This window comes from Nocardioides hwasunensis (genome assembly GCF_014779665.1).
Classification (GTDB): Bacteria; Actinomycetota; Actinomycetes; order Propionibacteriales; family Nocardioidaceae; genus Nocardioides; species Nocardioides hwasunensis.
On sequence record NZ_JACXYY010000006.1, the window covers coordinates 315756 to 328742 of the forward strand.

14 protein-coding genes are annotated in these 12987 nt (G+C 71.7%); 11 read left to right on the forward strand and 3 right to left on the reverse strand.

What is annotated here, in order from left to right; genetic code table 11:
• Positions 1-54: 54 nt before the first annotated feature.
• Positions 55-999, reverse strand: coding sequence for a Gmad2 immunoglobulin-like domain-containing protein (locus IEZ25_RS16055; protein WP_191200449.1), 945 nt, complete (start codon positions 997-999; stop codon positions 55-57).
• 99 nt (positions 1000-1098) lie between these two features.
• On the opposite strand from IEZ25_RS16055, the gene IEZ25_RS16060 reads away from it, so the two are divergent.
• The 11 genes from IEZ25_RS16060 to IEZ25_RS16110 all read left to right on the forward strand — a co-directional run bounded on the left by IEZ25_RS16060 (position 1099) and on the right by IEZ25_RS16110 (position 11642).
• Positions 1099-1551 (forward strand): DUF2695 domain-containing protein, encoded by a 453-nt coding sequence (locus tag IEZ25_RS16060; protein WP_191200450.1) that lies wholly within the window; start codon positions 1099-1101, stop codon positions 1549-1551.
• Between the two features lie 9 nt (positions 1552-1560).
• Positions 1561-1911, forward strand: coding sequence for an HIT domain-containing protein (locus IEZ25_RS16065; protein ID WP_191200451.1), 351 nt, complete (start codon positions 1561-1563; stop codon positions 1909-1911).
• A 260-nt stretch (positions 1912-2171) separates the two neighbouring features.
• Positions 2172-3212 carry a PhoH family protein gene (locus IEZ25_RS16070; RefSeq protein WP_191200452.1) on the forward strand — a complete coding sequence of 347 codons (1041 nt, stop codon included), beginning with the start codon at positions 2172-2174 and terminating at the stop codon, positions 3210-3212.
• A complete protein-coding gene (gene ybeY / locus IEZ25_RS16075) occupies positions 3209-3670 on the forward strand; it encodes an rRNA maturation RNase YbeY (protein WP_191200453.1) in 462 nt (153 codons plus the stop codon). Before IEZ25_RS16070 ends, ybeY begins: the two co-directional genes overlap by 4 nt.
• Before the next feature lie 13 nt (positions 3671-3683).
• Positions 3684-4997: a hemolysin family protein gene (locus IEZ25_RS16080; protein WP_191200454.1), complete on the forward strand. Its 1314-nt coding sequence runs from the start codon at positions 3684-3686 to the stop codon at positions 4995-4997.
• A gap of 66 nt (positions 4998-5063) precedes the next feature.
• A complete protein-coding gene (locus IEZ25_RS16085; protein WP_191200455.1) occupies positions 5064-5417 on the forward strand; it encodes a cytidine deaminase in 354 nt (117 codons plus the stop codon).
• An 82-nt stretch (positions 5418-5499) separates the two neighbouring features.
• Positions 5500-6864 (forward strand): FAD-binding oxidoreductase, encoded by a 1365-nt coding sequence (locus IEZ25_RS16090; RefSeq protein ID WP_318152273.1) that lies wholly within the window; start codon positions 5500-5502, stop codon positions 6862-6864.
• Positions 6861-8162 carry a class I SAM-dependent methyltransferase gene (locus tag IEZ25_RS16095; RefSeq protein ID WP_191200456.1) on the forward strand — a complete coding sequence of 434 codons (1302 nt, stop codon included), beginning with the start codon at positions 6861-6863 and terminating at the stop codon, positions 8160-8162. The genes IEZ25_RS16090 and IEZ25_RS16095 overlap by 4 nt, the downstream gene beginning before the upstream one ends.
• Before the next feature lie 19 nt (positions 8163-8181).
• The gene (locus IEZ25_RS16100) at positions 8182-8970 is read left to right on the forward strand and encodes a siderophore-interacting protein (protein WP_191200457.1); all 789 of its coding nucleotides are present in this window, start codon (positions 8182-8184) and stop codon (positions 8968-8970) included.
• Positions 8963-10042 (forward strand): GTPase Era, encoded by a 1080-nt coding sequence (gene era, locus IEZ25_RS16105; protein ID WP_191200458.1) that lies wholly within the window; start codon positions 8963-8965, stop codon positions 10040-10042. Before IEZ25_RS16100 ends, era begins: the two co-directional genes overlap by 8 nt.
• A 58-nt stretch (positions 10043-10100) precedes the next feature.
• On the forward strand, positions 10101-11642 hold the full coding sequence (locus IEZ25_RS16110; RefSeq protein ID WP_191200459.1) for an alpha/beta hydrolase: 1542 nt from the start codon (positions 10101-10103) through the stop codon (positions 11640-11642).
• A 21-nt stretch (positions 11643-11663) separates the two neighbouring features.
• On the opposite strand, the gene IEZ25_RS16115 is transcribed toward IEZ25_RS16110, so the two are convergent.
• Both IEZ25_RS16115 and IEZ25_RS16120 read right to left on the reverse strand, forming a co-directional pair.
• Positions 11664-12485 (reverse strand): septum formation family protein, encoded by an 822-nt coding sequence (locus IEZ25_RS16115; RefSeq protein ID WP_191200460.1) that lies wholly within the window; start codon positions 12483-12485, stop codon positions 11664-11666.
• Entirely contained in the window at positions 12482-12967 is a 486-nt protein-coding gene (locus tag IEZ25_RS16120; protein WP_191200461.1) for a flavodoxin family protein, read from the reverse strand. Before IEZ25_RS16120 ends, IEZ25_RS16115 begins: the two co-directional genes overlap by 4 nt.
• Positions 12968-12987 lie beyond the last annotated feature (20 nt).

A 12987-nucleotide genomic window follows, 5' to 3' on the forward strand; every position in this document is an offset into this window, starting at 1 on the left:
TGTGGTCTGGATGGTCACGCAAGGGGACGCGTGGCGAGGCGACCCGGTTGACACCTAGCGGACGGTGATGGACTTCGTGTCGATCGACGGCCCGTTGCCCTCCGCCCCGCCGCTGGGATCGTCGGTCTCGCACCGGACGACGAGCTCGCCCGTGGCGCCCTTCAGCGGGATCTCGACCTCGAACGGGAAGAGCCGGTCCTCGGTCCAGCCCTCGAGCTGGTAGGGGACGAGGGCGAGCTCGCGATCGCCCTGGAGCAGTCGGCACGGACCGGAGGCCTCGAAGGAGTTGGCCACGCCGGTCACCCTCACCGTCGTGCCGGTGACCGTGTCACCCTCGGCGGGCGAGGTGATGCTGACGTGGTTGAGCGTGCGCAGCGGGCTGGCCGCGGTGAAGTTCCTGGCGGTGGAGAGGCCGAACAGCCGCGCATCGGTGTCGGGTCGCTCGATCCGCACCGGGACGCGCTCCTGCTGGACGCCCTGCAGCGAGTAGACGAGCTGCTGCACCGCGAGCCTGGCCTGCCGCCCCGTCATGCCGTCGGGGCGCTCGGTGAATCCGTCTGACGGCACCTCCACGAGCAGGACGCCGTCGGTGGCGGTCACCGAGGCGATCTCCACCTGGGGCCAGAGCGTGCGGTAGTCGGGGTCGTCGGCCCCGCCGCCTCCGGCGACGATCCTCGCCGCCTCGGTCAGCGGGTCGCCCGTCACGCGCTGGAACTCGCGGAAGAGCATGGGCCGCCCGCCGGGACCGTCCCCGGCGAAGTAGATCGGCACCGTGGTGCCGGCCCGTGCCGACGACGACGGCGACTCCGAGGCGGACGGCGCGTCCGACGTCGGCTCGTCGGTGGGAGCGGGCTCCCCGGACCGCGGGGGCTCGTTCGTCCCACCGGACGCGGGCGTCGGGTCGTCGGAGCTGTCGCTGCACCCGGCGAGGGCGAGGCTGCTCGCGACGACGACGGCGGTCGCGCCCGCCCAGCGTCGTACCGAGAGGGGGAAGGTCATGGCCGTCACGGTAGTGGGGCGGAGGCGGCGATCGGCCGCCTCACACGCCGCCGGCGGGCCTCGAGGGCCGCTGTCGGCGGGGGCCGTCACGATGGCGCCATGTCCTCCATCGACACCGAGGTCGAGTCGTGGCTGCAGGGCCTCGCCACCGACCTCACTGACCCGCGACCGGGTGAGTGCCTGCGGTGCTTCGTGCATCGGATGCTGGCGGAGTTCGGCTGTCGCACGACCCTGCGCTTCGCGACGCGCTATCGCGACGGGTGCGCTCCCCGAGCCCTGGGGCTCGAGTGCCGGCTGGGTGATCGGGGTGGCTTCTGCGACTGCGAGATCTTCGTCAACGGGTGGGAGGTCGACCGGCGCCTGTGGGCTCCCGAGGTCGTGGTCGAGCACGACGGCCGGACGGAGGTCGTGGAGGAGGCCGATCCGCCCGCCTCGTTGCCCGCCTGCGGCGGGGCGCGGCGCGGCTCGACCCAGCCCTGCGCGCTGTGGCGGGTGCGTCGGCGATGGTCACGGACCATGGCGTCCGCTTCCACGCCGGACGTGGCGCCCTAGGCTGGCCCGATGAGCGACTCGTCCGACTGCATCTTCTGCAAGATCGTCGCCGGCGAGGTCCCGGCCGACGTGCTGGCCCGCAACGACCACGCCGTCGCGATCAGGGACCTCAACCCCCAGGCGCCCTTCCACGCGCTGGTGATCCCCGTCGTCCACCACGAGAACGCCGCCGCGTCCGCCGCGGCGGACCCGGCCGTGATCGGCCACCTGGTGGGGCTGGCCGACGAGGTGGCCAAGGCGTCGGGCAACGACGACTACCGCTTGATCGCCAACACCGGCGCCGGCGCCGGGCAGACGGTCTTCCACACCCACCTCCACGTGCTCGGCGGCTCCTCGCGGATGACCGAGTCCCTGATCTGACGCCTCACCCGATCCCGGCCCCCCGGGATCTGCCCGGCCAGGGTGGCGGCGTACGACATGAGATCGGCGTGCGTCGGTGTCGTACGCCGCCAGGGTGGCGGCAGACGGCCCGCTCGCGTCCGCCGGAGCTGCGATGTGCCGCCACCCCCAGGGAGGGGACGGGGGAGAGGCGACGACAACCGGGTGGGCCGCACGCCGACCGCTCGGTAGCATGGAGGGGCTCTGCCACCGACCCGGAAGGCCGCCCGTCACGGGCATCCATGACTGACACCACCACCCCGCAGGAGAAGCCGACCCACACGGTCGTCGTCCCCAACAGCATCGACATGGTCTCGGTCCTGGGGCCGGGCGACGAGCACCTCCGGGTCATCGAGCGGGCCTTCAAGGCAGACGTCCACGTCCGGGGCAACCGCATCACCCTCGCCGGCGACTCCGCCGAGGTCGCGATGGCCGAGCGTCTCCTCGACGAGGTCGTCACGCTCGTGCGCACCGGCCAGGGCGTGACCGGCGAGACGGTCGAGCGGATCGTCCAGATGCTGCAGACCGAGACGCAGGAGCGCCCGGCCGACGTGCTGAGCCTGAACATCCTGTCCAACCGCGGACGCACCATCCGGCCCAAGACGCTGAACCAGAAGCGCTACGTCGAGTCGATCGACAAGTCCACGATCACCTTCGGCATCGGCCCGGCCGGCACCGGCAAGACCTACCTCGCGATGGCGAAGGCGGTGCAGGCGCTCCAGGCCAAGGAGGTCAACCGGATCATCCTGAGCCGCCCGGCCGTCGAGGCGGGGGAGCGGCTCGGCTTCCTGCCCGGCACGCTGAGCGAGAAGATCGACCCCTACCTGCGCCCGCTCTACGACGCGCTGCACGACATGGTCGACCCCGAGACGATCCCCAAGCTGCTGGCGGCCGGCACCATCGAGGTCGCCCCGCTGGCGTTCCTGCGAGGTCGCTCGCTCAACGACTCGTTCATCATCCTCGACGAGGCGCAGAACACCACGCCCGAGCAGATGAAGATGTTCCTCACCCGCCTCGGCTTCGGCTCGCGCATCGTCGTCACCGGTGACACCAGCCAGGTCGACCTGCCGTCGGGCACCAAGTCCGGCCTGCGGGTGGTCGAGGGCATCCTCGACGGCGTCGAGGACATCACCTTCTGCCGCCTCACCGGCACCGACGTCGTACGCCACCGGCTGGTCGGCCGCATCGTCGAGGCCTACGAGGTCTTCGACGCCAGCGCCGAGGCCCCGCAGGCGCAGCGTCCGCGCACCGGTCCGAAGTCGAGCGACCGGGGGCCGCGATGAGCATCGAGGTGCTCAACGAGTCGGGCACCGAGCTCGACGTGCGTCGCCTCTCCCGGCTGGCGCGCTTCGTGATGGACGAGATGCGCGTCCACCCGCAGGCCGAGCTGTGCATCAAGGGCGTCGACGAGGACACCATCGCCGAGCTCAACGGAAAGTGGATGGAGAAGGACGGCCCCACCGACGTCCTCGCCTTCCCGATGGACGAGCTGCGCCCCGGCAGGATCAACGAGGAGCCCGAGGAGGGCGTCCTCGGCGACCTGGTGCTGTCGCCGGCGGTCGCCGAACGGCAGGGCGAGGAGGCAGGTCACGGCCGGGAGGCCGAGATCGACCTGCTCACCGTGCACGGCATCCTCCACCTGCTCGGCTACGACCATGCCGAGCCCGAGGAGCACGCGGTGATGTTCGGCCTCCAGGGCGAGCTGCTCGACAAGTGGCGCGCCGCACCCGAGACCGCCTGATCGGGGCGACGACGTGACCGCCGACATCTGGCAGCTCGGATCGGCCGCGCTGCTGGTCCTCCTGGCCGGCCTCTTCTCCGCCGCCGACGCCGCCCTCAACGGCTTCTCGCGCGCCCGCGCCGAGGAGCTGAAGGCCGAGGGCCGGGCCGGTGCCACCCGCCTGGTGATGATCCTCGACGACCCGCCGCGCTACCTCAACACGGCACTGCTGCTGCGCCTGCTGTGCGAGATCAGCGCGATCGTGCTGGTCAGCACGTGGGCCCGCGACGCCTACCACGACGCGCTCGTGCCCAGCGTGCTCACCACGATCGGCGTGATGCTGGTCGTCTCGTTCGTCGTGATCGGTGTCGCCCCGCGCACCCTCGGCCGTCAGCACGACGTCACCGTGGCCCTCGCGTCCGCGGGACCGCTCTCGCTGGTCACCACGATCCTCGGCCCGATCCCCGCGCTGCTGATCCTGCTCGGCAACGCGATCACCCCCGGCAGGGGATTCAGCGAGGGACCGTTCTCCACCGAGACCGAGCTGCGCGAGCTGGTCGACATGGCCGAGGCCTCCGCCGTCATCGAGTCGGGCGAGCGCCGGATGATCCACTCGGTCTTCGAGCTGGGCGACACCATCACCCGCGAGGTGATGGTGCCGCGTCCCGACGTCGTCTACATCGAGCGCCACAAGAACATCCGCCAGACGCTCTCGCTCTTCCTCCGCAGCGGCTACTCCCGCATCCCGGTGATCGAGGAGAACCTCGACGACATCGTCGGCATGGCCTACCTCAAGGACCTCGTCCGTCGTGACTTCGAGGCGCCCGACGTGGAGTTCACCCAGCGCGTCGACGAGGTCATGCGCCCGGTCCACTACGTCCCCGACTCCAAGCCGGTCGACGCCCTGCTCACCGAGCTCCAGGCCAGGAGGCAGCACATCGCCGTCGTCGTCGACGAGTACGGCGGCACCGCCGGGCTCATCACGATCGAGGACGTGCTGGAGGAGATCGTCGGTGAGATCACCGACGAGTACGACGCCGACGAGGACGAGGTCGAGCACCTCGAGGGCGCGGTGCGGGTGTCCTCGCGCTATCCCGTCGACGACCTCGACGAGATCGTCGGCTTCGCCGTGGAGGACGACGACGTCGACAGCGTCGGCGGGCTGATGGCCAAGCACCTCGGCAAGGTCCCGATCCCGGGCTCCGTCGTGGAGTGCCACGGCCTGCGGCTCGAGGCCGAGCGGGCCACGGGGCGTCGCAACAAGATCGAGACCGTGCTCGTCTCGGTCCTGCAGGCCGAGTCCGAGGATGCCGACGACGGCGCCTCGGTGGGCTCCGCGGGCCGCTGACGACCGCCGTCGATCTCACCCGTCGCGGGAGTTCCGCGCCCTCGGTGAGGCACCTACACTCTCGCCATGACCGACCTGTCAGCCGACCTGACGGCCGAGGACACGAAGCTGGTGACCCTCGCCCGCGCCACCCGCACCCGTGCCCGGGCCCGTGAGGGTGCCGCGGTCCGCGACCTCGACGGTCGGACGTACGCCGCTGCCAGCATCCGCCTGCCCCACCTGAGGCTGTCGGGGCTCGAGGTCTGCGTGGCGATGGCGATCTCGTCGGGCTCCCGCGGCCTCGAGGCGGCGGTGGTGCTCACGGACGGCGACTTCGTCGACGTCAAGGCCACGAGCGACTTCGCCGGCCCGGGTGTGCCCGTGCTGATCGGTGACGTCGAGGGCACCATCCACACCCGGCAGTCGACCCGCACGGTCTGACCACATTGGTTGCCCAGGGCAACCAATGTGACGTACGAGATAGTTCCTCGCGCTCGCCCGCGACACTCGCTAGCGTGGCGATGTGCGAGTGCCGGTCGGTTGGGAGGAGCACGCCGCGGGGGTGGCGAGGCTCGAGAGGTCCTACGCAGCCCTTCCCCCGGGGGCCCCGGTGCGGCTGGCCAAGCGGACCAGCAACCTGTTCCGCGGCCGTGCCCAGCCAGGTCCCGGGCTCGACGTCTCCGGTCTCGCGGGGGTGATCGAGGTCGACGGCGACGTCGCCGAGGTGCAGGGCATGTGCACCTACGAGGACCTCGTCGAGGTGACCCTGGCCCACGGCCGCATCCCGCTGGTCGTGCCCCAGCTCAGGACCATCACCCTGGGCGGCGCGGTGAGCGGGCTCGGCATCGAGTCGACGAGCTTCCGCAGCGGTCTCCCGCACGAGTCGGTCCTCGAGATGGACGTGATGACCGGCTCCGGCGAGATCGTCACGACCAAGCCCGGCGACGAGCTGTTCGACGCCTTCCCCAACTCCTACGGCTCGCTCGGCTACGCCACGCGGCTGCGCATCGAGCTCGAGCCGGTCCCGGCGTACGTCGCCCTGCGGCACGTCCGCTTCGACGACGCCTCGTCGCTGTCCGAGGCCGTCGCCGGGATCATGGAGTCGGGGGAGTGGGACGGCCAGCGGGTCGACGGGCTCGACGGTGTCGCCTTCACTCCCGACGAGCTCTACCTGACGCTCGCGCGCTGGACCGACGAGCCCGGCCCGACGAGCGACTACACCGGTCAGCAGGTCTTCTACCGCTCGCTCCAGCAGCGCACGACCGACCGACTCACCGTCCACGACTACCTCTGGCGCTGGGACACCGACTGGTTCTGGTGCTCGCGCGCGTTCGGTGCCCAGCACCCCCTCGTACGCCGCGTCTGGCCGCGTCGCCTGCGCCGCTCCGACGTCTACTGGAAGCTCGTCGCGCTCGACCGCCGCTTCGGCATCGGCGACCGCCTCGACCGCCGCGCCGGCAGGCCGCAGGGCGAGCGGGTCGTGCAGGACGTCGAGGTCCCGGTGGACCGGCTCCCGGAGTTCCTCGACTGGTTCGACCACGAGGTCGGGATGCGGCCGGTGTGGCTCTGCCCGCTCCGGGTGCGACGCGAGGGCGCCGACCGCCCGTGGCCGGGCTACCCGCTGACCGCCGGCACGACCTACGTCAACGTCGGGTTCTGGGGCGTGGTCAACGTGGGGCCCGACGCGCCCACGTCTCCTCGCAACCGCGCGATCGAGGCGAAGGTCTCCGACCTCGGCGGCCACAAGAGCCTCTACTCCGAGGCGTTCTACGACCGTGACGAGTTCGACCGCCTCTACGACGTCTCGAACCTGACCCGCGTGAAGGCGCTCCACGACCCGGACGACCGACTCACATCCCTCTTCGACAAGGTGGTGCAACGACGATGAGCTTCGGCTCCAGCTTCAACCAGGGCGGCAGGATCTCCATCGCCGAGGCCATGGACCGGCTCGTGAGGGGAGGCCTGCCCGTCCGCTTCACCGCCTACGACGGCAGCAGCGCGGGCCCGCCCGACGCTCCCATCGGCCTCCACCTGCGCACCGAGCGAGGGCTCGCCTACCTGATGACGGCACCCGGCGACCTGGGCCTGGCGCGCGCCTACGTCAGCGGCGACCTCGACCTCGAGGGCGTGCACCCCGCCGACCCCTACGCCGCGATGGTGCTGCTCAAGGACCACACCAAGTTCCGGATGCCCACCCCGGCGGAGGGGATCGCGATCGCCCGCAGCCTCGGCCTGTCGCACCTGCGCCCGCCGGCGCCGCCGCCTCAGGAGCACCTGCCGCGCTGGCGCCGCGCCGTCGAGGGACTGCGGCACTCGCTCGTGCGCGACGCCGAGGTGATCTCGCACCACTACGACGTGTCCAACCGCTTCTACGAGATGGTGCTCGGCCCGTCGATGGCCTACACGTGCGCCCTCTACGAGACGCCCGACGCGACGCTGGAGGAGGCGCAGTTCGCCAAGTTCGACCTGGTCTGCCGCAAGCTCGACCTCAAGCCGGGCATGACACTGCTCGACGTGGGCTGCGGCTGGGGCTCGATGGTCCGGCACGCCGCGCGCGAGTACGGCGTCAAGGCGCTGGGCGTGACCCTGTCGCTCGAGCAGGCCGAGTGGGCCAAGGGGGCCATCGACCGCGAGGGCCTCGGCGACCTCGTCGAGGTGCGCCACAGCGACTACCGCGACGTCGTCGAGACCGGCTTCGACGCGATCAGCTCGATCGGCCTCACCGAGCACATCGGCGTGCGCAACTACCCGTCCTACTTCGGGCACCTGCGCGACCGGCTCGCGCCCGGGGGCCGGCTGCTCAACCACTCGATCACCCGCCGACACAACAGGCAGCAGGAGACCGGCGCGTTCATCGACCGCTACGTCTTCCCCGACGGTGAGCTGATCGGCTCCGGCACGATCATCGCCGCTGCGCAGGACCAGGACCTCGAGGTCCAGCACAGCGAGAACCTGCGCCTGCACTACGCCTCGACGCTGCGCGACTGGAACCGCAACCTCGTCGAGCACTGGGACGAGTGCGTCGCCGAGGTCGGCGAGGGCACCGCCCGGGTGTGGGGCCTCTACATCGCCGGCTCGCGCGTCGGCTTCGAGCGCGACGAGATCGAGCTGCACCAGGTCCTGGCCACGCGCAACCACGACGACGGTCGCTCCGGGTTCCCGATGCGCCCGGACTGGAAGCCCTGACGGCCGATACCGTGGGGTGGTGAGCACCCGCGCAGCGCAGTTCCAGGCGACCGTACGACGCCGGGAGTCGCTGTCGGACCACCTGGTGAGGCTGGTCCTCGACGGGCTCGACGGGTTCGCCTCGACGGGGATCTCCGACGAGTGGGTCGGCCTGGTCGTGCCCGGGCAGTTCCAGAGCCGCTACTACACCGTTCGCGCGTTCTCCGGCGGTGAGCTGACCCTCGACGTGGTGGTGCACGACGTCGGGCTCGTGACCGAGTGGGCGATGCGTGACTGTGTCGGCGACACCGTGACGATCACCGAGCCGAAGGCGTCGTTCCTGCCTCCGGTCGGCGCCACCTGGCTGCTGCTCGTCGGCGACCTGACCGCGATGCCCGCGATGGCGCGCATCGTCGAGGAGCACCCCGACCTGACGACGTACGTCATGGCTGAGGTGCCCGACCAGGACGTGAGGGTCCTGTCCGGCTACCTGCCCGACACGGCGAACATCACCTGGCTCTCGCCACCCGCACCGGGTCAGAGCGCCCTGGCGCAGGTCGTGGAGGGCATCGACTGGCCCGAGGGCGAGGGCTACTTCTGGATGGCCGGCGAGTCCGCGCAGATGCGGGCGATCCGCAAGCACCTGATGCGTGGGGTCGGACTGCCCACGAGCCACTACGACGTGATGGGCTACTGGCGCGCGACGGCCGCGCGACAGCCGCGCGCCGTCGACCCCGGACCGATCTGGCGCGCCGGCAAGGCCGCCGGCAAGAGCGACGAGCAGATCTGGGCCGACTACGACGCGGCACGAGAGGCGAGCGATGACTGAGCATGACGAGCACGGCCGGCACGAGGACGTCGTCGACCAGGACGTCGACGCGGACCTGGACGAGGACCTGGACGAGGACCTGGACGAGGACGACGAGCTCGACGGCGACTTCGACCTGTCCGGCGTCGCCCCCGCCGGCGCGTTCTACCAGGCGCCCGAGGGCTTCCGGAGCGGCTTCGCCTCGTTCGTCGGGCGGCCGAACGCGGGCAAGTCGACGCTGACCAACGCGCTGGTCGGGCAGAAGATCGTCATCACCTCGTCCAAGCCGCAGACCACCCGCAACGTGGTGCGCGGCATCGTCCATCGCGACGACGCGCAGCTGATCCTGGTCGACACCCCGGGACTGCACCGTCCGCGGACCCTGCTGGGGGAGCGGCTCAACGACCTGGTGCGGACCACGTGGGCCGAGGTCGACGTGGTCGCGGTGTGCTTCCCGGCCAACGAGAAGATCGGGCCCGGTGACCGCTTCCTGGTCACGGAGCTGGCCAAGGTGCGGCGCACGGTCCGCATCGCGGTGGCCACCAAGACCGACCTGGTCACCCCCGAGCAGCTGGGCCAGCACCTGCTCGACATCGCCGCGCTCGGCGAGGAGACCTCCACCGAGTGGGCCGAGATCGTGCCCGTCTCGGCGGTGTCCGGCGACCAGGTCCAGCTCCTGGCCGACCTGCTCGTCGGCCAGATGCCGGAGGGCCCTCCGCTCTACCCCGACGGCGACCTCACCGACGCCCCGGAGGAGGCGCTGGCGGCCGACCTGATCCGCGAGGCGGCGTTGGAGGGCGTGCGTGACGAGCTGCCCCACTCGATCGCCGTGGTGGTGGAGGAGATGGGCCTGCGCGAGGGCCGGCCCGACGACAAGCCGCTGCTCGACATCGTCGCCAACCTCTACGTCGAGCGGGACTCGCAGAAGGGGATCATGATCGGCCACAAGGGCTCGCGGCTGCGTGCGGTCGGCACGGCGGCCCGCAAGCAGATCGAGGCGCTGCTGGGCACGCCGGTCTACCTCGACCTCCAGGTGAAGATCGCCAAGGACTGGCAGCGCGACCCGCGCCAGCTGCGCAAGCTGGGGTTCTGAGGCGGGGTCGCCCCTGGGGTGACTCACGAGCCGTCCTGTGGTCGCATGTGCCATGCACATGCGACCGCCTCGCTCCCTCCTCGTCGCGACGGCGCTGTCCCTGGGCGCCGCCCTCCTCGCGGCCCCCCTCGTCACGTCGACGGCGGCGGTCTCGGCCGAGGCGTCGGAGCCCGCGGCGTTCCGGGCCTCGCCGATCGCCTGGGGCAGGTGCCGCGACGCCTTCCTGCGCTCCTCGGGCGCCCGGTGCGGGATGCTCACCGTCCCGCTCGACCATGCCGACCCCACGGGCCCGACGATCCGGCTCGCGGTCTCGCGGGTGGCACACACGGGTCGGACGTACCGGGGCGTGATGTTCACCAACCCCGGAGGACCTGGAGGCAGCGGCACCTTCCTCGCCGCCTACGGCCAGTTCGTCCCGGGCACGGTCGCTCGCACCTACGACTGGATCGGGGTCGACCCGCGCGGCGTCGGCGCGAGCCGGCCGGCCCTGACGTGCGACGTCCGGATCGCCGAGATCGGCACCCGGCCGCCGTCGTACTACCCGACGTCCGACGCGATCCTCGACCAGTGGCTCGCGAAGAGCGAGACGTACGCCGCCGACTGCGGCGCGTCGCGCGCAGCGGCCCTGCTGCCGCACATGAGGACGACCGACACGGTCGCCGACCTCGAGGTGCTGCGCGAGGCCCTCGGCGCGGAGCAGGTCAGCTTCTACGGGTTCTCCTACGGCACCTACCTCGCGCAGGTCTACGCGACGCTGCACCCCGACCGGATCGACAAGCTCGTGCTCGACGGCGTGCTCGACCCCCGGGGCGTCTGGTTCGACTCCCAGCAGCAGCAGAACCGGGCCTTCGAGAAGGCGATGGGGCAGTTCTGGACGTGGGCCGCCCGCGCCAACCGGACCTACCGGCTCGGGCGCACCGGTGCGCGGGTGGAGAAGACCTACTACCGGGTGCTGCAGAGGGTGACGCGGAAGCCGGTCAACGGCGTCGGCGGTCCGGAGGTCGCCGACCTCACGCTCTCCGCGGGCTACTCCCGCTCCTCGTGGCCCGACGTCGCGTCGATGCTGTCCGAGGTGGCCACGAAGGGGACCGCGCGCAGGCTGCGCAAGGCCTACACCTCCGGCTACCCCACGACCCGGCGCGGCGACAACGGCTACGCGACCTACCTGGCCACGCTCTGCACCGATGCGCCCTGGCCGACGGACCTCGACGCGCTGCTGGCCGACTATGCGGGCCAGGACCGCTCGCGCCACTTCTTCACGTGGCCCAACGCCTGGTACAACGGCCCGTGCCGCACCTGGCCGGCCGCGCCCGGCACGCCGGTCGACGTGGCCACCTCGGACCAGCAGGCGCTGCTGATCAGCGAGACCTTCGACGGAGCCACCCCGTTCGCCGGAGCACTGGAGGTGCGACGGCGGTTCGGTGGGGCTTCCCTGATCGAGGGGGTCGGCGGCACCACCCACGCCGGCAGCCTCAGCGGGATCGCCTGCGTCGACGACCGCATCGCCGCCTATCTCGCCAGCGGGCGTCTGCCGAAGCGTCGATCGGGCGATCGCTCCGACGTGAGGTGCCCGGCGATCCCGGCGCCGCCGGCGCGATGAGGGTGGTCGGGTGAGCCCGGCTCAGGCCGGGACCCAGCAGATCCCGTAGCGCTGTCCGGCGTCCCACTGCTCCGCGGTCGGGCTCTCCTGCGACCAGGTGAACTCCAGGGGGTCGTCCGCCTGCGACCTGGCTGCGTCACGGCAGGCGGGGTCCATCCGCTCGGCGATCGCGGCGGCCTTCGGGAGTCTCTCGCCGGGGATGTCGACGGTTGTCGTGGCCCGCCACGTGTGCTTCGAGCCGCAGGTGACCCGCTTGAACGCCCGCGTTCCCGGCGCAGCCGTGGCGCACATCGCGATCGCGGGCGCCTCGCCCCAGTTCTTCGTCCACCGCGGCAGCAGCAGGAGCGTGCGCGGAGCGGCCACGACGACCACGTCGCAGCGGAACCAGTCGGCGCCGTCCGCGGCGTGCTCGGGCGTCGGCGTGAACCACACCGCCTGGGCCATGTTGAGCCGCATCTGCAACGGCGTACGAGCGAGGTGGCGCGGGAGCCGCCGCGTGCAGGCCCGTCGCATCTGACGCTGCGCGGCCTGGGAGTCCACGCGTCGGGTGGATCCGGACTTCGTGGTGAGGTCGAGCCGACCGACGAAGTAGGTCTGGGCCGTGTGGTCCTTGCGGCAGGCGACCGACGACGTACGCCCGACCACGGCGAGCGCCTGGCCGAACGTCAGGTCGTGGCACTCGCCGACCGCGGGCGTCGGACCGGGATCGGGCGGCACGGTCACGGTCGGGGTGGAGGACGGCGACGGCTCGTCGCCGGGCTCGGGACTCGGCGACGCCGTGCACGCGGTCAGCGTCACGAGCAGCGCGCAGGCGGCGGCCGCGGACCGCAGGAGCGCCGTCACGGCATCACCAGGGCGGCGAGCCTCGCACCCAGCTCGTACGCCGACTCCCGGTCCGCCTCGCCCACCTCGCCGAGCACCTCGAGCACCGGTGCGGCTGCGCGCCAGGGCAGCGCGCCGGCGATCGACTCCACCGAGCGCACGGCGCCGGTCGTGTCGTAGCGGCCGTGGACGTAGAGGCCGTAGGGCGTGCGGCCGCCCCCTGCCGCGGAAGCCGCGCCATCGTCGGCGAGGGCACCACCGACCCGGAGGAAGACCGAGTCGAAGAAGTGCTTGAGGGCGCCGCTCATGTAGCCGAAGTTCGCGGGGGTGCCGAGCACGAGGGCGTCCGCGGTCAGCACGTCCTCGGCGTCGGCCTCGAGCGCCGGGCGGACCACGACCGTGACGCCCTCGATCGTGTCGTCGGAGGCACCCGCGACCACGGCGTCGGTCAGCGTGGCGACCGACGCCGTGGGGGAGTGGTGGACCACCAGCACAGTGGGCATGACGAGAGCCTACGAGGCGA

Excerpts from the sequence above, each read along its gene's own strand:
- IEZ25_RS16055 (WP_191200449.1), bottom strand. The coding sequence starts at position 999 with ATGACCTTCCCCCTCTCGGTACGACGCTGGGCGGGCGCGACCGCCGTC.
- IEZ25_RS16060 (WP_191200450.1), top strand. The coding sequence starts at position 1,099 with ATGTCCTCCATCGACACCGAGGTCGAGTCGTGGCTGCAGGGCCTCGCC.
- IEZ25_RS16065 (WP_191200451.1), top strand. The coding sequence starts at position 1,561 with ATGAGCGACTCGTCCGACTGCATCTTCTGCAAGATCGTCGCCGGCGAG.
- IEZ25_RS16070 (WP_191200452.1), top strand. The coding sequence starts at position 2,172 with ATGACTGACACCACCACCCCGCAGGAGAAGCCGACCCACACGGTCGTC.
- ybeY (WP_191200453.1), top strand. The coding sequence starts at position 3,209 with ATGAGCATCGAGGTGCTCAACGAGTCGGGCACCGAGCTCGACGTGCGT.
- IEZ25_RS16085 (WP_191200455.1), top strand. The coding sequence starts at position 5,064 with ATGACCGACCTGTCAGCCGACCTGACGGCCGAGGACACGAAGCTGGTG.
- IEZ25_RS16095 (WP_191200456.1), top strand. The coding sequence starts at position 6,861 with ATGAGCTTCGGCTCCAGCTTCAACCAGGGCGGCAGGATCTCCATCGCC.
- era (WP_191200458.1), top strand. The coding sequence starts at position 8,963 with ATGACTGAGCATGACGAGCACGGCCGGCACGAGGACGTCGTCGACCAG.
- IEZ25_RS16110 (WP_191200459.1), top strand. The coding sequence starts at position 10,101 with ATGCGACCGCCTCGCTCCCTCCTCGTCGCGACGGCGCTGTCCCTGGGC.
- IEZ25_RS16120 (WP_191200461.1), bottom strand. The coding sequence starts at position 12,967 with ATGCCCACTGTGCTGGTGGTCCACCACTCCCCCACGGCGTCGGTCGCC.